General features: G+C 42.2%; 14 protein-coding genes and 4 pseudogenes. 8 read left to right on the forward strand and 10 right to left on the reverse strand.

The features are described from left to right. The first annotated feature begins 125 nt into the window (after positions 1-125). Positions 126-635, forward strand: a complete 510-nt coding sequence (locus tag KOSB73_RS24685; protein ID WP_088168630.1) for a phosphatase domain-containing protein — start codon at positions 126-128, stop codon at positions 633-635. A 59-nt stretch (positions 636-694) separates the two neighbouring features. Here the strand turns inward: KOSB73_RS24685 and KOSB73_RS24690 are convergent. The 8 genes and pseudogenes from KOSB73_RS24690 to KOSB73_RS24730 form a co-directional block, all read right to left on the reverse strand. Then, positions 695-961, reverse strand: a pseudogene (locus tag KOSB73_RS24690) (N-acetyltransferase family protein); the annotation flags it as partial. A gap of 93 nt (positions 962-1,054) precedes the next feature. Next, positions 1,055-1,935: pseudogene (locus tag KOSB73_RS24695) on the reverse strand (IS3 family transposase); the annotation flags it as partial. Between the two features lie 278 nt (positions 1,936-2,213). Continuing rightward, positions 2,214-2,540, reverse strand: a pseudogene (locus KOSB73_RS24705) (helix-turn-helix domain-containing protein); the annotation flags it as partial. Between the two features lie 294 nt (positions 2,541-2,834). Further along, positions 2,835-4,802, reverse strand: coding sequence for an alpha-amylase family glycosyl hydrolase (locus KOSB73_RS24710; protein WP_098141137.1), 1,968 nt, complete (start codon positions 4,800-4,802; stop codon positions 2,835-2,837). 248 nt (positions 4,803-5,050) lie between these two features. Continuing rightward, on the reverse strand, positions 5,051-6,181 hold the full coding sequence (locus tag KOSB73_RS24715) for an ABC transporter ATP-binding protein (protein ID WP_004136079.1): 1,131 nt from the start codon (positions 6,179-6,181) through the stop codon (positions 5,051-5,053). Between the two features lie 107 nt (positions 6,182-6,288). Continuing rightward, positions 6,289-6,768, reverse strand: coding sequence for an early set domain-containing protein (locus tag KOSB73_RS24720; protein ID WP_004136080.1), 480 nt, complete (start codon positions 6,766-6,768; stop codon positions 6,289-6,291). Between the two features lie 92 nt (positions 6,769-6,860). Beyond that, on the reverse strand, positions 6,861-7,868 hold the full coding sequence (locus KOSB73_RS24725; RefSeq protein ID WP_004136081.1) for a UDP-3-O-(3-hydroxymyristoyl)glucosamine N-acyltransferase: 1,008 nt from the start codon (positions 7,866-7,868) through the stop codon (positions 6,861-6,863). Positions 7,869-7,888: 20 nt separating this feature from the next. Further along, positions 7,889-8,929 carry a hypothetical protein gene (locus KOSB73_RS24730; protein ID WP_004136082.1) on the reverse strand — a complete coding sequence of 347 codons (1,041 nt, stop codon included), beginning with the start codon at positions 8,927-8,929 and terminating at the stop codon, positions 7,889-7,891. A gap of 419 nt (positions 8,930-9,348) precedes the next feature. On the opposite strand from KOSB73_RS24730, the gene KOSB73_RS24735 reads away from it, so the two are divergent. The 7 genes and pseudogenes from KOSB73_RS24735 to KOSB73_RS24765 form a co-directional block, all read left to right on the forward strand. Beyond that, complete coding sequence (locus tag KOSB73_RS24735) at positions 9,349-10,578, forward strand: sugar ABC transporter substrate-binding protein (protein ID WP_004136083.1); 1,230 nt, start codon at positions 9,349-9,351, stop codon at positions 10,576-10,578. Positions 10,579-10,580: 2 nt separating this feature from the next. After that, a complete protein-coding gene (locus tag KOSB73_RS24740) occupies positions 10,581-11,864 on the forward strand; it encodes a carbohydrate ABC transporter permease (protein ID WP_088168627.1) in 1,284 nt (427 codons plus the stop codon). Continuing rightward, the gene (locus KOSB73_RS24745; protein WP_004136085.1) at positions 11,865-12,698 is read left to right on the forward strand and encodes a sugar ABC transporter permease; all 834 of its coding nucleotides are present in this window, start codon (positions 11,865-11,867) and stop codon (positions 12,696-12,698) included. It begins immediately after the preceding gene. A 14-nt stretch (positions 12,699-12,712) separates the two neighbouring features. Beyond that, positions 12,713-14,509 carry a glycoside hydrolase family 13 protein gene (locus tag KOSB73_RS24750; protein WP_026055970.1) on the forward strand — a complete coding sequence of 599 codons (1,797 nt, stop codon included), beginning with the start codon at positions 12,713-12,715 and terminating at the stop codon, positions 14,507-14,509. Further along, on the forward strand, positions 14,506-15,411 hold the full coding sequence (locus KOSB73_RS24755; RefSeq protein ID WP_004136089.1) for an ROK family protein: 906 nt from the start codon (positions 14,506-14,508) through the stop codon (positions 15,409-15,411). Before KOSB73_RS24750 ends, KOSB73_RS24755 begins: the two co-directional genes overlap by 4 nt. Positions 15,412-15,459: 48 nt before the next feature. Beyond that, positions 15,460-16,266 (forward strand): TrmB family transcriptional regulator, encoded by an 807-nt coding sequence (locus tag KOSB73_RS24760; protein WP_004136090.1) that lies wholly within the window; start codon positions 15,460-15,462, stop codon positions 16,264-16,266. A 409-nt stretch (positions 16,267-16,675) separates the two neighbouring features. Then, a pseudogene (locus tag KOSB73_RS24765) lies at positions 16,676-17,220 on the forward strand (Tn3 family transposase); the annotation flags it as partial. 79 nt (positions 17,221-17,299) lie between these two features. Here the strand turns inward: KOSB73_RS24765 and KOSB73_RS24770 are convergent. Beyond that, positions 17,300-18,400: a protein kinase family protein gene (locus KOSB73_RS24770; RefSeq protein WP_004136092.1), complete on the reverse strand. Its 1,101-nt coding sequence runs from the start codon at positions 18,398-18,400 to the stop codon at positions 17,300-17,302. Between the two features lie 258 nt (positions 18,401-18,658). Continuing rightward, the coding region (locus KOSB73_RS30540) for an integrase core domain-containing protein (protein ID WP_165775031.1) at positions 18,659-18,845 on the reverse strand (187 nt) is incomplete at its 5' end.

An 18,845-nucleotide genomic window follows, 5' to 3' on the forward strand; every position in this document is an offset into this window, starting at 1 on the left:
TTCCATAGCGACATTATTCTGCTTTTTATGAGTCACGTGCAAAAAGGAATGATGCCTGCACAGGCTGCATGGGCGCATTAGAGGCGGAACGATAGCCTGATGAATTGACGTATACGAAAGTAAGTATGGAGTTTTTATCGATGATACATCCGTTTGATATTCTTACCTTAGACAATGGCGCTAAGCTAATTTTTACCCCTTGCCCTGGAACTAAAGGGGTTTCCATTGTTGATTCCTTAAAATCACTAAAAGAAGCAGGTGCTCAGACCGTTATCACTATGATGACGATGGCTGAAATGACTGAAAAGCAAGCCGATACGCTCCCGTCCCTTTGTGCTGAACTTCGTATGGACTGGTATCACCTGCCCGTTGAAGATAGCTGTGCGCCTGAAGCGCCATTTGCACAGGCCTTTGCTCAACAGAAGGATATTTTATTGGGGTTAGTCGAGTCAGGTGCGACGATGGTTATCCATTGTCACGGTGGTTCTGGCCGGACAGGTATGATGGCCGCTATTCTGATGCTCGAACTGGGTTATGCTCCGGCTCAGGTGAAATCGCAGATCCAGCTAATCAGGCCAAAATCGCTGACCTCCCCTGTTCAGGTCAATTATCTTATCAAGCAATACGCTTACTGATAATGCAAGTAAACGATCAAAATAACCATGAAGGGGGCTGATACCCCCTTATTGCTGACTCAGAGCACGAGACCTGAATCCGATGGTATAGTGCTGTTTCCCTCGCCCAGATTGCGTTGCAGCAATACCGTGTCGAGCCAGCGACCATGCTTGAAGCCAATGTCTTTCAATGCACCTATTTCTGTAAATCCGACCTGCTGATGGACTTTTAGCGAGCCCTCATTATTGCTGTCACCGACGATGGCAATCAACTGCCGGTAACCGTGAGTTTCAGCCCATGCGATGACATAGCGCAGTAACGCTTTTCCCACCCCCTGACGCCGGCTGAATTTGCAGCGGGCTGGCGAAACGGGAAATATGAAGAAAAACCAACTGACATTACTAACTGAAGGTTGTATCTAATCCTGGGGGCAGGTCACGTTGCCGAAGCGGCGTTCCACCGCTCCCAGCATTACGTCCTGTACTGTTTCACTGTCGAAGCCGCCCGTAGTGACTGCCCAGTGCAGTGCCTCACGGTCACAGCAGTCCAGCGCGAACGTGACTCGCAGTTTTTCTCCGTTATCACAGCGGAACTCGAACCCGTCAGAGCACCATCGTTGATTGCTTTCTTTCACGGCCACTTTGCCAGTATGTGCCCGTTTCGATGGCGGTACAGCGGTTTTTCGCTCAAGCAACAGCGCATTCTGGCGCATGATCCGGTAAACACGTTTGGCATTGATCGCAGGCATACCATCAAGTTCGGCCTGTCTGCGAAGCAGCGCCCATACCCGACGATAACCATACGTGGGCAGCTCTCCGATAACATGGTGTATACGGAGAAGCACATCCGTATCATCTGAGTGACGGCTGCGGCGACCATCTTTCCAGTCATCGGTTCGTCTGAGAATTACGTGCAACTGCGCACGCGACACCCGGAGACAACGGCTGACTAAGCTTACTCCCCATCCCCGGGCAATAAGGGCGCGTGCGCTATCCACTTTTTTGCACGCCCGTATTCAACGGCTTCTTTAAGGAGTTCATTTTCCATCGTTTTTTTGCCGAGCAGGCGCTGGAGTTCTTTAATCTGCTTCATGGCAGCAGCAAGTTCAGAGGCAGGAACGACCTGCTCTCCTGCGGCCACAGCAGTAAGACTTCCCTCCTGGTATTGCTTGCGCCAGAGAAATAACTGGCTGGCTGCCACACCGTGTTGCCGGGCAACAAGGGAGACCGTCATTCCCGGTTCAAAACTCTGCTGAACAATAGCGATCTTTTCCTGTGTAGTACGCCGTCTGCGTTTCTCCGGTCCTAAGACATCAATCATCTGCTCTCCAATGACTAGTCTAAAAACTAGTATTAAGACTATCACTTATTTAAGTGATATTGGTTGTCTGGAGATTCAGGGGGCCAGTCTAGGTAGCCTTTACGCCTGCCTGAAGTCACATTTTTCTTGCATATCTGACACTTTGGTTCCCACCACTATTTGGTATACACCACTTTGTCGAATACATCAGGTTATGACCAGACGGCTCTCGCTGTACGCTCACGAATAAACTGAGCGTTGTCATGCAGATGGAGCTTATCACCAATGGCTACCACTCTGCGGTCGGGTAGATAGCCAAAATCAGCGGGAGAACGGCTGACAAGCTGTACCAGAAGTGCACAAATTTGCTCAAATGGCCACTGGGGTTCACGGCCCGTACGCAGTGATATCAGGCGTTCAGTGCCACACAGGGTAAACTAGTTGAGCCAGCGTCCCACGGACGAACGGGCACAGCAAAGTATTCTGGCGACGTCGGAAACACGACTTCCTCGGTGCAGCATCAGTATAGTGGTCAGCCTGCGGGCATGATTTTTATCGCGAGTTTTATGGATAGTTTTTTGCATCAGGCGTCGTTCGGTACGGGGTATTGGTGCTATGATCGACATCGCTTAGTCCGGTTGGTGATTATGGTTGGTTTGGCGATTGATCAGATCGCATAATCCGGGCTGAGTTCCCTTAAAATGATCTACTATTTGGCGCAGCTATTTAGTATTTCGTGAGGGTGAAATGGATATACATCTTCACTCTAAATAGACGCAGACGACCAGGTCCGCGTACAGCAAAAATATGTAGTCACATCAGCCTAGGTTGAAAATTTGTAAGAGTATTAGTCAAAAATAATTATGGCCGGAGTACGAATAGTGGACCATCGATTGGAACGCTGGTCCACTAAATTTTAATTAAAACGAGCCATTCGTTGTTTGTGTGTCATTGCTATTGAACTGGTTATTTGCACCAGACTGCCACTCAACATTAGCCGTCGGATTGGTTTCATTACGTTTCACACACTTCCATTCAACATTTAAGTCAGAAGGAAGCTCTAAGCTCGCACTCCATTGTGGATATTGTGTCGGTGATATTTTTACCGCTTTAGTTAAGTCCCAACCACCTAACTGAGGTATATTACCAATAATATAAACACTTTGACCTGAAATCGTATAACCGTTATTACATGTGAAGTTTATGCTTTGTACTGTAGGGTTCTCCGCATCATCTGATTGTGAGCGAATGACAACAGCTTCATTTTGCATAAGTGTTAGTGTTGCCTGTTTATTTGCTACTGAAACACTATTATTCCCAATCAAACTCGGATATACCCCATTAGGAACCGCTATATTTTTAACATTAATTGTGTTAGCCTCACCACGATTAAGTGCAACAATAACAATATCGTTCCCAGAATGCCGCTCAAATACTAATATATCATCATTAACCCATAGTTCAGTATAAGTTCCATTTTGAATTGCCGGGCTACTTTTCCTTAGGTCACCCAGTGTTTTAATAATGGAGAAAGCCTCACTTTCCGTATCAAATCCTGGCATTTTCTCTCGGTTGTAAGGATCACTGCCAACTTGACCAAAACTGTTAGAGGTAAAGTTAGCGGCATAATGTTCAGTACCATAATAAATGGCAGGAATACCACGTACAGTCATTGTCGCAACCAGACCGAGGTCTATACGTTTCTGAGCAAAAGCTTCACTCTGACTTCCACCGGTTTCATTATTTCCAGGACCAAAAGTAGTGGCGTTTGAACGCAGAGCGGTACCAATGCGTGCCATATCATGGTTATCCATAAAAACAACCTGCCAGTCATCACTGGTAAAGACTGTTTGTCTTTTTATCAGATAACTATTTAACGTTTTCATTGTATTTCCGCTACGTCCTACCAAAACTCTTTCTAAAGTATCGCGGAATCCAAAATCCAGCAACGCTGACCCGGAAGTGTTGGCGTAATCGATAGCATTACCATCAACACCTGTTGTAGTATTCGCACTGGCACCAAACCATTCACCGAAGAAAAAAAATCCTTCCCGGCCGATAGACTTACTGTAATCATAAATATCGCTGGTCCATTTCTGTATAAAAGACTTGTCCATATGCTTGATGGCATCAATCCTGATAGCATCCACACCAGCATCGATCCAAAATTTAGAACCATCCAACAAGTACTGGTAGACATCAGTATTGGATTGATTGAGGTCTGATAGATTGAATAGATTATGATTCTTCACTTGGAAGAAATCATTCCAGTTCGTTACCCCACCATTGTGATGATACCAGCCCGTATTGGCGGCAACATCTGTAGGATAATCAGTAATAAACAAACCATCACGATATAGTGCACCAAATTCATTTTCATCATTAGCATTCGAATGATTAGGGGCATAATCAAGAACCAGTTTCATATTATAATCAGGACTATGCATCAAACTAGTCAGTTCTTTGAAATCATCGAGATTGCCAAAATGTTCATCTATACGAAAATAATCTCTTCCCCAATAACCATGATATCCAGTATTGCCAGCAGCATCAGTATTATTCACATTATCGATTGGGGGAGTAATCCAGATTGAAGTAACACCAAGTGATTTTAAATAGGGTAGTTTATTAATCAACCCCCGGAGATCTCCTCCAGTATATTTTTTTAAATTATTAGGATCGTAGGTTGCAGAATTAAACCCTGCATTATTACTTGGATCTCCATCGCTGAAACGATCAAGGAATAGAAAATATATCGTCTCCTTACGAAAATCAAGATAAGTTTCTTCTGGTTCAGCAGCAATCGTCTGCATGCTACAAAAAAAAGTATTTAATGCAATCGAAATGGCAATAGCAGCCGAGGTATTAAAAAAACGGTTTCTTTTCATTATCTAGTCCTAATAAAGTTAGTGAAAATATTAGTTTTACTTTATATTAACTCCACTTAAATTGAAAAATAACTACAACTACAACTACAACTACAACTACAACTACAACTACAACTACAACGCGAGATGAAAATAATCGAAGCGTCAATAAAAGCGACTTCATAAGGATCGTGAATTCAGGAACCACTACACACGTATATTTTGCAGTGCAGTGGTGATATATTGTGATGAGGTGAGCTAAGAAAAAATCACACTCTTACATTTGTCAGATTGTTCTCATTATAGAAATCAAAAACATGACAAAAGGCAGTATTAAGATTAAATCTTAAAGTTTTCCCTATATGAAATGGATTAATATCTTGTGTATCAACTCTGGCAATAAGTTCCTTCCCACCAACGATAAAATATAAAAATTTTTCGCTCCCCATATTTTCAACCACCGTTAAAACTCCCTCAAAGGTATTAAGGTCATCATCATCGCTAGCAAGAGAGATATGCTCTGGTCTAATACCAAAACATACAGGCTTATTAATATAACCTTCAAGCAACACTTGCTTACTATGTGGAATTAATATTTCAACGCCAGGAGCAATTTCAACATACAACCTCTCATTATTCTTACGGATAGCAGTATCTATCAAATTAATTGATGGTGAACCGATAAAACTGGCAACGAACTTATTATTAGGATAATTATAAAGATCAGTAGGTGTATCAACCTGCATGATATTCCCATGGTTAAGAACACAAATGCGATCTCCTAGAGTTAACGCTTCAGTCTGATCGTGAGTAACATAAATCATTGTAGCAGGATGCCCCTCCTCTTTCAGAGAACGATGTAGTTGGGCAATTTTCATCCGCATCGATACCCTGAGCTTGGCATCAAGGTTTGATAAAGGCTCATCGAATAAAAAAACATCAGGTTTACGTACAATCGCCCGGCCAACAGCGACACGCTGGCGCTGTCCGCCCGACATTTCTTTCGGCTTACGATAAAGCAGTTCGGTAATTTCAAGTTTTTCGGCCGCGTCTTCAACCCGGCGTTTAATCTCATCCTTAGGTCGTTTCTGCATTTTGAGACCAAAAGCCATGTTGTCGAAAACGGTTTTATGCGGATAAAGTGCATAGTTTTGGAAAACCATGGCAATACCACGGTCTTTGGGCGGAAGGTCATTAACCTTTCTATTTCCGATATAAATTTCGCCTCCGCTAATATCTTCAAGACCGGCAATCATTCTCAAAGTTGTTGATTTCGCACAACCGGAAGGCCCGACAAAAACCATAAATTCACCGTCATGGATTTCGAGATCGATACCATGGACAGCCTTAAAGCCATTTTCATATCTTTTTTCAATTTTCCGCAAACTAACCGTTGCCATGATTTACCCCATAAGAAGAAAGACATCTGTGGCTAACAAGACTATACTTACCATCGTCCAAATATTAGCCACGACGTATGTTTACTATTCTGCTGGAAGCAGCTTAATTATTTACATTGTGCAACGGCAACCTGAAGTGGCTTTTTATCTTCAGCAATTTTGACCGTCCAGACGTAGCGGCCAGCAACTGGTAACGTTACTGCTGTATTTTTTGCAAAACCTGCTCGTTTCAGATCCTTAACTTGTCCAACTGTTAACTCCAGACCCGCTGCAGTGAATTGCGGATTCCAGCTCATCGTAGCGAACTGAACGCTAAGATTACCGGCTTTTTCATCTATAACTAACTGATATATACCATTGCCTTTATAGAGCATTTTACGGTTTTCTTGCTGAATCCATTGTCCTTCAGGAAAGGTACCAACAACATATAAAGAAGGCCGAATCGGTCCACGCTCGTCAACGGAAGGCAGAGCACAATTATAGAAAGGATTATCAGCGGAACCCTGTGCGTTAACTGAGGTACTAAAAACAGCAGAGGCATAAAGCATAGTGAATACGGCAGCAATAATTAAATTTAAACGTTTCATAACAAATACCATCCTTCAAAAATTTAGTGGACAATGACGAAAAACGTCAGTGACTAAGTACTGGCACGATAAAATTCTATTCTCTTCAAAATTTAGGAGTTTAAAAAATTAAAAAAACGATTCCTCCATGTGTCCGATATAGATCGATTTTTTTTAAATTGATGATTTTTTGTTAAAATGTTAAGAACGGCAATGTTTTTGTAATAAGCACGGGTATCTTTTGCCGGGTAACCAAATAAGTCGCTATTCTCAGGGAAGGAGTGACTTACACCTGATTTTGCCTTGATAATAGAATGGCTACCAATCGCTATATGGCCGGAGGTCCCAACCTGTCCCTGTACGATAACATGGTCACCAAGAGTTGTATGACCGGCAAACCCAGCCTGTGATACTATTAAGCAGTTTTCACCAATATGACAGTCATGTCCAATCTGAATCTGATTATCTATTTTAGTTCCCCGACCAATCGTCGTGTTACCTAATGTTCCACGATCTATTGTATTGTTGCTCCCGATCTCTACATCATCGTAAATAATGACTCGCCCCACACTTTCTACTCGTTGATACTTACCATTTCTTGAAGCCATATACTCAAAACTGTAGTTACCAATCGAATTGTTTGAGTCGATAGTTACATTATTTCCGATGATAGTTCCTTCTTTAATAACAGTGTTGCAGTGGATAGCAACATTATCCCCAATAATAACCCCATTCATGATCTTCACACCAGGCATAAAAATGCAGCCATCACCAATTTGGCAATGTTTTCCAATATAAACATCTGAGAGTGCCGACGTATTCCCTTGATCATTGAGATGAAACCTTTTTACTTTATAAGAACGAAGAAAAAGATTAAGGCGCTCAACATCCAAATGTGAGATAACAATATGTGCCTTCGCTGGGCTATCCAGTATTTCATCAGGTCCTATCAGCACGTCAGCATGTGAGCCAGATAAGAATTGCAAGTCTTGTTTGGCGAAAACAATAGCCAGGCCGCCGACATCAGGACTGCGAATTGGCCGTATAAAGTTAACCCGAATTGCTCCATCACCGGTATAGCTCCCGGATAACAGAGTGGCGATTTCCATAACACTGAACATAAACGCCCCTTACGTTAAGACTAAAAGCGATATAGTGCCTGAGCATAGAAGGTATGTTGTGTTAACTCGCTCTTATTTCTAGCTTCCCATCCTGATAATCGACTTTTTTTCTCAACTTCATTAGCATACTCGTACTCAGCTTTGGCTACCCAACTTTCACCTATTGATTGTTCATAACCAACGGTAGCTTTTCTAATGTCTTTGAAGTAGTTAATGCCAGCATTACCGCCACCACTACGATCAGTATTTTTAGTTTCATTTTTCCCGACACGTACCCGCGTGTACAGCGTGCCGGCATCATCAAAGCTATATTGAACAATAGGCTCTATATATCTTTCATTAAAATCACTTTTCTCATTAATGGTTCCATCTGGTTGCTTCTCATCATTAGTTTTAATTTGGTAATAGAATTCAACACCGACCTCCCAGTTACCAAAACGCTTGTAGGGTTTAAACAATGCACTATATCCCTGCTCTTGCCTTTTCCCCCATGCATTGCGATCTTCTTTACTCAAAAGGTATTCAAGATTAGAATAGAATCCCATATTATAATCATTATTCCAGTAGGTTAAATATGGTCTAATGCTGTGCTCGGCAAGGTTTTTACGTAGACCACTAACATCCGGAGAATAAACTTTACTTCTTGTATATTCTAGCTCATAAATTAAACCAGTAGCCCAACCGTTACCAAGATCATGACCTTTATTCAATGAAAAAAGCTGCTTAATACCATCTTCATTCTCATAATAACCAGGCTCCTTTTGCTCTCTATTTTCTATTTTAAAAGAGTAAAAACCCATAAAATTCCATTGTGGATTGTTATAAAAAAAGTTGAAAACCTCATTGGTAATCGTCTTCTCCTTTTTATCCGTGTTATTGAAACCACGAGTTACCTTATCTTCATATTCAACAGAAGTCCCTACATGGCCACCAAACGAAAAAAAACTTTCATCAAAAGCGACGTCTTCAGGTTTGTACCCACGCTGATCGCTGGCTGCAAATGAATGTACGGGCGCTGTGAGAGCAAGAGCAATAGAGGCAGAGAGTAATTTTTTTTTCATAGTACTTCCTTATTCAGCTATCACAACATCGGAAGAGAATGCTGAGGGATAGCGTTAAATTTTATCATGATTAGTAGTTCCTCATGGACGCCTATTAAATTTCTCTCATTTAATTTTTTTTTCCTCATGGCAATAACGTAAACGAGATTCAAGTCACTAATCTTTCGATAAAATTGTGACCAAAATCACGTTTTATGTTTTTTTTAAATTCAGGATATCATTTTTAGCCTATTTTTTGCTGCCAATAAGGGACTGGATTCATACCTAAAAAATGGAGAACAGAATCACAAAAATTGTTCAAACATCTGATGTTTTTTGAGAAACATCACAAATAAACCTATCTGGGTAGACCGCATGTTGACATAAAAAAGGACGCATGCATCATAGTGGTACACTACGTACTACTAAAATGAGTAACTATGAAAATAAAATTGCTAGACGCTGTTCTGCTCTTCGGTCTGACGGCCCTTGTTCCCGCAGCTTGGGGAGAGAGTATTGCACCTGAAAAACAAGCAAATCTTCTAATATGGACGGATATTTCTACGCTAGATTATATGAAATATGCTGCTGAAAACTTTAATAAAACATATAACAGCCAGGTAAGATTTACGTTTAGGGGATTGGCGCCAATAGATGCCGCCTCGCGAATGATACAGGATGGTGGATCCACGCGCGTTGCTGACGTTGCCGAAATCGAGCACGATCTTTTAGGCCGACTGGTTGTTGCCGGTGGCGTAATGGAAAATCTGATCTCGGCAGAACGTATAAATAAAAAATTTATGTCTAATGCAATAAATGCTTCACGCTATGAAGGAAATAATTATGGTTTTCCAGTAAGTTATGCAACCGTCGCATTATTTTATAACAAGGATATCCTTCGGTTGCCGCCAGATAAATTTGAAGAGTTGATCCAGCTAAGTGCTGAATTTAATAATGTTAAGGAAAATAAATATACCTTGTTATGGGATGTACAAAACTATTATGAGTCAAGAATGTTTCTAACCCTGTATGGTGCTTACGAATTTGGTCAGGAAGGGACAAACGTCAAGGACCTAGGAATCAACTCCGAATTAGCCCAAAAAGGGCTTGCAGCGATGAAACGACTTAAAACTGCAAACCCATCTAATCCGGTAGATATGCGTAATCCACAGGTGCGTCGAGGCTTATTTTCTGAAGGCAAAGTAGCTGCCATCATCGACGGTCCATGGGCAATCCAGGGATATAACAACAGTAAAATTAATTTTGGCGTTGTTCCCATACCTACTCTTGAAGGAAAACAACCACGTTCGTTTTCTACGGTTCGCCTGGCGGTCGTCTCTTCTTATAGTAAATCGCCTAAGGCGGCACAACTTTTCGCTGACTATCTCTCATCTGATGAAATGTTAATGAAACGCTATGAGATGACAGAATCTATACCTCCGGTACCGAATCTGATGAACAAAATCCTACCAACTGCAAATGAAGCGACGAGCGCAATTATTAAACAAGGGCTTCACTCTGATGCCATGCCATCTATTCCGGAAATGGGTTATTTATGGTCCCCACTGGCAAATGCGATTACCGATATGTGGATCAATGACCAAACGCCAAAAGCAGCACTTGACCGTGCTCGTAATATCATTGATGAGCAAATCAAATTTCAGGAGTAACTATGTTATTGTCTGAGGGAAAAAGCATGCGTATATTTCCGGCATCTTTTCTTATTATGGGCGCTACGCAGCTCATTTCTGGTCATTGGATAAAAGGCTCCGTTTTTTTATTATTCCAGATTGTAGTTATTAGCAACATCAATTTATTACTCAACGCAACGCAGGGACTCATCACTTTAGGCACCGTGGCCCAAACACGTAGTGGGTTTGATATTGTAGCTGGTGACAATTCAATTTTTATGTTGGTTGAAGGTGTTGTTGCATTCATTTTTTTATTTTTTTCAATTTTTGTTTATTGGTTAAATATTAAGGATGCGCAGGTATGTGAAAAGTGCCATCAGAGCTTTACGGAACAGTTACGAACGATTTACGATAATCGTTTTGCTACTATCATGTTGGCTCCGGCATTTATTGCCTGCATTGCCTTTATTATTATGCCGATGATCATCACCGTTTTGGTATCACTAACAAACTACTCGGCTCCTCATCATATCCCACCTAAAAATCTTGTTGATTGGGTCGGATTGAAGAATTTCATTACCCTCTTTGAGCTTCGGATCTGGTCTAAAACGTTCGTTGGTATTGGTGTGTGGACTGTGCTATGGGCTTTTTTTGCAACTATATGCACTTGTAGCTTTGGATTTCTGTTAGCCCTCGCGTTAGAAAACAAAAAAATTATAGCGAAGAAAGCCTGGCGAGTCGTATTCATCTTACCCTATGCGATCCCGGCGTTCGTTACCCTGCTTATTTTCCGTCTGCTTCTGAATGGAATTGGTCCAGTAAATAGTACATTAAATAGCTGGGGTATTGATTCAATTGGTTTTCTTTCCGATCCATTAATAGCTAAAATGACTGTAATTGCGGTAAGTGTATGGGTTGGCGCTCCCTACTTTATGCTGCTAATCACCGGAGCAATGACCAATATTCCCCGTGACCTATACGAAGCAAGTGAGGTGGATGGTGCTAGTAAATTCCAACAGTTCCGTGAAATCACGTTACCGATGGTTCTGCACCAGGTCGCCCCTTCATTGGTTATGACCTTTGCACATAATTTCAATAACTTTGGTGCAATATACCTGCTAACAGAAGGTGGGCCGATAAACCCGGAATATCGCTTTGCCGGACATACTGATATTTTGATTACGTGGATCTATAAATTAACCCTTGATTTTCAGCAATATCAAATTGCTTCTGTCATCTCAATCATTATTTTCCTGTTCTTATCGATATTTGCGATCTGGCAATTTAGGCGAATGAAATCATTCAAAGAAGATGTGGGGATGTAAATGAGAAACATTATTAGCAAGATAATGACGATTTTAGTCTATCTTTTCTTATTATTAAATGCACTTGTTGTCCTTGGGCCAGTAATATGGACAGTTATGTCATCGCTAAAGCCTGGGAACAATCTTTTTAGTTCTGGTTTTACTGAAATATCATTTACATTAGAACATTACCATAATCTACTTACGGGAACGCCTTATTTAAAATGGTACAAAAACACCTTTATACTCGCAACCTGTAACATGCTTATTTCTTTGGTAGTAGTAACAATAACGGCATTTATTTTTTCAAGATATCGTTTCAAAGCCAAAAAAAAAATACTCATGAGCATTTTAGTGTTACAGATGTTCCCGGCATTTCTTTCCATGACCGCAATTTATATCTTATTGTCAAAGATGAATCTAATTGATACATACATTGGTTTGCTATTAGTCTACGTTACTGGTTCCCTACCTTTTATGACATGGCTGGTTAAAGGTTATTTTGATGCAATCCCTACGTCATTGGATGAAGCAGCAAAAATTGATGGTGCAGGGCATCTAACTATATTTTTTGAAATTATATTACCGCTTGCTAAACCTATTCTCGTATTTGTGGCATTGGTTTCATTCACCGGCCCATGGATGGACTTTATTTTACCAACTCTAATTTTACGCAGTGAAGATAAAATGACTCTGGCAATTGGTATCTTTAGCTGGATATCCTCCAACTCAGCTGAAAACTTTACGCTATTTGCTGCTGGTGCATTATTAGTTGCTGTACCAATAACGTTACTTTTCATTGTTACACAGAAACATATTACTACCGGACTGGTTAGCGGTGCGGTAAAAGAATAAGATCAGGATAAGATATGATTACAATTAGTTCATTAAGCCACTCCGCAAAGAGTGCCGATAGCTACGCTTATAATAAAGAAACCCTACATATTAGATTTCGCACAGTCAAAGGCGAGGTCGCGAAAGTCTCTCTGTGGATCGGCGATCCCTATCAATGGGAGGAAGGTGGCCTAGATGGTGGAAACCTTGGCGGCAGCGACGCGCATGGATGGAGCGGCGGCAACGAAGTTCACATGGAAAAAGAGGGACAAAGCGAGAGCTATGACCACTGGTTTGCCGCATTTACTCCGTGCAAACGACGTAGCCGCTATGGTTTTATATTATACGGAAATAACGGGGAAAAATTATTATTTGGTGAACGACGCTGTGTTGATATAAGTAAACCACCTGTAGCAGAGACAGAACTGAGTAACTTGTCCAACTTTTTTTGCTTCCCTTATATCAATCCAGGTGATGTACTTTCTACGCCAGAATGGGTTAAAAAAACAATATGGTATCAGATCTTTCCTGAACGATTTTGCAATGGCGATCCATCGATATCGCCAGAAAACGTACAACCGTGGGGAACGCCTCCAGATTCAAAAAACTTTATGGGCGGTGATTTGCAGGGCATTATTAACAAACTTGATTATTTGCAAGATCTTGGCGTTAACGGTTTATACCTTTGTCCCATATTTACGGCTAACGCTAGCCATAAATATGATACCGTAGATTATTTTAACGTTGATCCCCATTTCGGTGGCAACGATCGGTTTAAAGAATTGGTGCAAAAAGCTCACCAACGAGGAATGAAGGTCATGCTGGATGCAGTGTTTAATCATATTGGTAATCAATCACCATTATGGTTAGATGTTGTAAAAAATGGTGATAAATCACCTTACGCAGACTGGTTCTGGATTAAAAAATTCCCGGTATACCCATCTGGTGATAAAAATGAGTGGGATTTCCGTAATTTCAATTACGAAACCTTTGGTAATGTTATTGAAATGCCTAAACTTAATACTGAAAACCCCGCTTGTCGTGATTATCTGCTGCAGGTGGCGAGATATTGGATTGAAGAATTTGATATTGATGGCTGGCGCCTTGATGTTGCCAATGAAGTCGACCACGAATTTTGGCGAGCTTTCCGTAGAACGGTAAAAAGCATAAAACCTGATTGTTATATTCTCGGTGAAATTTGGCATGAAGGCATGCCATGGCTGCGCGGAGACCAGTTTGACTCCTTGATGAACTATCCTCTAATGCAAGCAACTACTGACTATTTCGCTTTACAAGCATATGACAAAAAAACATTTATAGATATTGTTACCCATGCCTATCTTTGCTATCCACGTAACGTTAATGAAGTTATGTTTAATCTTCTTGAAAGCCATGATACTTCACGTTTATTAAGTCTGTGTGGTAATGATAAACGTAAAGCCCGGTTAGCCTATCTCTTTATGTTTAGTCAGGTGGGTTCTCCTTGTATTTATTACGGTAGCGAAGTTGGTATGAATGGCAGCAGAGCAATGGGATCGGAAGATAATCGTAAATGTATGATATGGGATGAACAAAAGCAGGATTTAGAGTTTAAGTCATTTATTAAAGATCTTATTCTATGGAGGAAAAAACATTCCGAATGGAATGATCCTAAAATACACTGGAATAATGTCGACCATCCGGCAGTTGTCGCTTTTAGCAGAGGAGAAGTACATTTCCTCCTTAATAATAGTGATGAATCTTTAGCTATTAATTATCAGGGCAGAACACTATCTCTGACACCTTTTGGGTTTTATATTATCGGTCTGGACCATAAGGACATCATATCATGAAACTCGGTATCTCACTTGCGATTGACTGGATACGTGGCGTGTTAATAGACGATGGTGAAGTTTGTTATCGTACTCAGGTATTAACACCAATAGACTGCCAGCAAAGTGTAGATACCGTATTACATATGATTTTTAGTATCCAGCGGACCTATGGAAATATTGACTTTGTCGGTATCAGCATTATGCAAAGCAACGTGTCCCGCTGGGGGCCGTTAGATAGAATAACCAATTTTTTCGAAATGGCTATAGATAAGAAGACTGGTATTCATTGCCAGTCTTTCGGCCCAGCACTTGTTGTTTTACAAAACCTAGATACGTCCTTATTATCAGGGCTAAAAGGTAATATTATGAGTATTGTCGTTGATTTTGGCTGTGAACTTTGTGTAGTCGATAAATACAACGATGATAGCGTATTTGACCATGCAATAAATGTTTCCTGGGCTCATCTCCCATTGAAAAATTATCAGCCACTCATTGATGGTATATCTCCGGTTTGCGAATGCTGCGGGATAGGATGCGTTCATCAATTCATTTCGACATCCGGGATCGAAAGACAGTATTTTCAGTTCTCTCTTCAGCGGAAGAGTGCCTTAGAAATAATTCAGGGAGTTGATGGCAGTGATGCATGGGCGCAAAAAGTCTACCGAATGTGGATGGATCAACTAGCCAGAGCCTTACTTGATCCAATAATGGTTTTTAAACCTAGATTGTTAGTGCTCAGTGGATTAGCAACAATACACTCAGACTTTCCGTTAAGTCTAAAAAGTGTATTAAGCCGACACTGTCCAAATAATTATCTACCAGAAATAATTCGCTTAAATTATGAAGAATATCGTTTTGCCTATGATGCGGCGATGGCTAATAAGGAAAAGGCGCAATACACCTCTACCCTTGCGTTGTAAGTAATGATAAACTAACAGACGGGCTATGTTGCATGTGAGGTTATGTTAATGAACGAACTGGTAAAAACACTTATGGGTTTTGGCTTTACAAAGACAGATGCCAATGTATACATCAACTTGCTAAAAAACGGTCGTTCTAGCGGCTATAAGATAGCAAAAGAAATATCATTATCACGTTCTAGCGTCTACTCATCAATTGATAGTCTATATAAAAATGGCTTCATTTTTATGGCCGATGGCAATACTAAAGAGTATCAAGCAAAATCTCCCGAGCTTATTTTCAGCAACATAGAAAAGCAAACCATTGAAAACATCAATGTATTAAAAAAAGAACTCTCACGTATGATGCTACAGGAAGAGAAAGAGTTCATATATAACGTCTCTGGTTTTGATAATTCACTACAAAAAGCCAGAGAAATGCTCGAACTGGCTCAAATCGAAGTTTACCTGAACACTGACTTCCATCTTGAACTCATTGCTCAAGAACTCATTAATGCCGTTGAGCGCGGGGTTCGGATTATCGTGTTCTCATTTAACCGACTCGCGCTACCACATGAATCTATCGAATTGTACTCTCGATTTGAAATAGATGAAAAGATTTATCCATCACATCGCTTCATGCTAGTGATTGATATGAAAAATGCTCTAATGCTTTCCCATCGGGAAGAAACACATGGCTTATATACCAATAACAAATTACTAGTTAAAATCATGGCTGAACATATTCATAGTGATATTTATCTAACTGAATACGAAAAAATGGCACCGGAAAGAAAATGCCGGATATTAACCGTTCATGAGCTTGAAAATGATATGGTCAATGATGAACTATCGATATCATCAAAAAAAATGTAAGAATATGATGCAGTATATTTATATCCTGCGAGTATTGATTACAACTGTTTTATTGGCTACGTTCTGGCGACAGGCCTGCCAACTAAGTTGATGAACTCCTGCAGTGGACGTTGGCTTTTCCGATAAATAACTAGCAATATGGCACCCACTAAAGGCTTACGATTGCCTTCAAGTTAAGCAATACTGTATAAGCTAGGGGACTATGTAGCTTACTTATCCGGCGAAGATAGGCACTCATGAGATTGAATTATGAATACCGTTGAAGACTTCAACCAGATTTATACTGATGCAGGGTGTAACCTTGAGCAAACATTAGCTGATATTACAAGGCTTCATGTCGAGAATTAAGATAGCAAAAATCAGCTTAATGCGATGGCTGCGCAACTCCAGATTCTGCAGGTGTAGTGGCGAAGACCTTATCACCCGTGAAAAAAGCAATCTCGAGCGTATCGTCGCCACGCTCGAGATGAAGGAAATGACTCAGGGAACGCTGATCCGTAAATTGTGCACATATACAACGGCGTATCCGACAAGACAGGCGGTATTTGAATATGACCGGCTGGTACGCAACACCTATACGCTAAGATATTTGCGCGATCCGCAGCTGGAACGCAACATCCGGCGTTCCCTGAACTGGATTGAATCTTATCACCAGCTACGTGCCGCCATCGCTAAAGTCGGTGGAAAGAAAGAGTTAACAGGGAAAAATGACATTGAAGCAGACATCAGTAATCGGTGCGGGCGGCTGATTTCCAACGAGATCGTTTATTACATCTCAGCGATCCTGTCACGATTGCAGGATGGTCTGGAAGCCGAAAACAGTGACAAGGGTATTGAGGCACTAACCCGGATATTACCGGTGGCTTGGGAGCACATTTTGTTGAACTGACATTATACCTTCAGAGCAGTCGTGAAATTATTGGCTTGGATGCATTGCTCGCCAGTTCAAAATAGCAGTATTCTAAATCGATTTTGACAGGAGCCAGTCTCAAAATGACTAGAGCACGAAGCAGAAGCAGGGGCGCGAGCGTAGCTAACCTGCCGTGGAGGCGTTCAGCAGGTACCGCTGCGCCTGTTGCCGCTTCTGCGCATAGTTGCTGAGCAGCACTTGCTTTGATTTCCCTTCGTTGTCGTAAAACAGGCCGCCTTTATCGGCGATAAAGCGATAATGGTGTTCAATCTGGTTTATAACCCAGTCAATGCGTTGCAAGGTGAGCAAGGTACAAGACTGGCCATGCAGATCATCTTCGATATCCAGTACGTGGGAGCGGAAGGCCTCCAGGAAAAATAACTGGCTCAGCGCGGCAGAGTCCGCCAGCGCTGATTCCCAGCGTGCCGTTATCTGCTGAAAATGAGCCTGCACCTGCGGGGCAGCCCACCGGGCGCGTAGCCAGGCGAGCTTACGCCGGTAGCTTTCAACCGCTAGTCGCTTCAAATCGCGATAGTGCGCCAGCTGCTGCTCCGCGCCGGGGACCTGGGTCATCAGCCAGTTAAAAAAGAAGCGGGTCTCAAAGCGCTCGACAAAGTGAAAAAGGGGATCGGCCAGACCGTTGCTGTTGAATTCCCTGAGCGGATCGAAGGGATACATATAGCCAAAATCGAATAGCCACAGATGCTCCTCCCGGTCCACCAACAGATTTCCATTACAAAGATCCCACTCCATCAACCCCTGTTCTTCGCAAGCTTCCAGGGTAGTAAATAGCTGGGCGATCAGCGACGGGGTCAGTTGGTGAATCAGCTCGCCATCGATCCACGGAGAGAGAAGAATGCCGAGACGATAATCAGCATACAGCGTTGGGACGATGTGGGCGAAGCTCGGGGCGGTGACAGGGTTATCCTTCAGCCGCTGCAATGCCTGCCGGCTCTGCACTTCATTTAAAAACGACAGCTGGCCGTTAAGGTTGGCAACGCCAGCGACAGCGCGTCGTTTTTTTAAATTATACTCCTCGCAGCCGATGCGCAACCGGTAAACCTCACCGGTCAGGCCAGAACCGTATACCTGCACCACATACGGTGAATCGGGTCCCAGCGCGGCGAGGGTCTCCGGTGGCAGCGGGCAGTGGCTGACGTCGCCTACAATAAGGGCTTCTCCGCTGCGGTCAAACGCCTGCTGTTGCTGTTGTCTGAGGTTCATGGTGTCTCCGGGAATCTTTCGGCATCGAGAACGTACCGCGCTATAACACCTGAAAGCGGTAGTAAAAACATCCTACCTCCGACTGCCTTTTCAGGCTGAGCGGTGGCGCACCAGCGGAGGAAGCCAGGGGCGTAGGGAAGTGGTCGGGACAGATGTTGTCAGCCTCGGTGGGTTTTAGCAGCCTGTTTATTCGCCTCATAGCGCTTCACTGCTCTTGACCCTTTTTTTACTCTAGCTCGTAATGTAAGCACACCTGTTTTAGTTCCACGCACTTTTTGAGAGTTCCGGTTTTTCAGCCATCAGCCGGTACTCTTCCGGCGTCAGATTATTCAGAGATTCATGAGGTCGCTCGCCGTTATATTCCATCAGCCAGCGCTCGGTAATTTCCCGTGCTTCATTCAGTGTTCTGAACAGGCATGATCTATGAACCGTACCGGGTTTCTTG

Source organism: Klebsiella grimontii, from assembly GCF_900200035.1.
Classification (GTDB): Bacteria; Pseudomonadota; Gammaproteobacteria; order Enterobacterales; family Enterobacteriaceae; genus Klebsiella; species Klebsiella grimontii.

Bases quoted from the DNA above. Each gene is read 5' to 3' on its own strand.
- KOSB73_RS24710 (WP_098141137.1), bottom strand. From the start codon at position 4,802: ATGAAAAGAAACCGTTTTTTTAATACCTCGGCTGCTATTGCCATTTCG.
- KOSB73_RS24740 (WP_088168627.1), top strand. From the start codon at position 10,581: ATGTTATTGTCTGAGGGAAAAAGCATGCGTATATTTCCGGCATCTTTT.
- KOSB73_RS24730 (WP_004136082.1), bottom strand. From the start codon at position 8,929: ATGAAAAAAAAATTACTCTCTGCCTCTATTGCTCTTGCTCTCACAGCG.
- KOSB73_RS24760 (WP_004136090.1), top strand. From the start codon at position 15,460: ATGAACGAACTGGTAAAAACACTTATGGGTTTTGGCTTTACAAAGACA.
- KOSB73_RS24770 (WP_004136092.1), bottom strand. From the start codon at position 18,400: ATGAACCTCAGACAACAGCAACAGCAGGCGTTTGACCGCAGCGGAGAA.
- KOSB73_RS24685 (WP_088168630.1), top strand. From the start codon at position 126: ATGGAGTTTTTATCGATGATACATCCGTTTGATATTCTTACCTTAGAC.
- KOSB73_RS24755 (WP_004136089.1), top strand. From the start codon at position 14,506: ATGAAACTCGGTATCTCACTTGCGATTGACTGGATACGTGGCGTGTTA.
- KOSB73_RS24745 (WP_004136085.1), top strand. From the start codon at position 11,865: ATGAGAAACATTATTAGCAAGATAATGACGATTTTAGTCTATCTTTTC.
- KOSB73_RS24750 (WP_026055970.1), top strand. From the start codon at position 12,713: ATGATTACAATTAGTTCATTAAGCCACTCCGCAAAGAGTGCCGATAGC.
- KOSB73_RS24725 (WP_004136081.1), bottom strand. From the start codon at position 7,868: ATGTTCAGTGTTATGGAAATCGCCACTCTGTTATCCGGGAGCTATACC.
- KOSB73_RS24735 (WP_004136083.1), top strand. From the start codon at position 9,349: ATGAAAATAAAATTGCTAGACGCTGTTCTGCTCTTCGGTCTGACGGCC.
- KOSB73_RS24720 (WP_004136080.1), bottom strand. From the start codon at position 6,768: ATGAAACGTTTAAATTTAATTATTGCTGCCGTATTCACTATGCTTTAT.
- KOSB73_RS24715 (WP_004136079.1), bottom strand. From the start codon at position 6,181: ATGGCAACGGTTAGTTTGCGGAAAATTGAAAAAAGATATGAAAATGGC.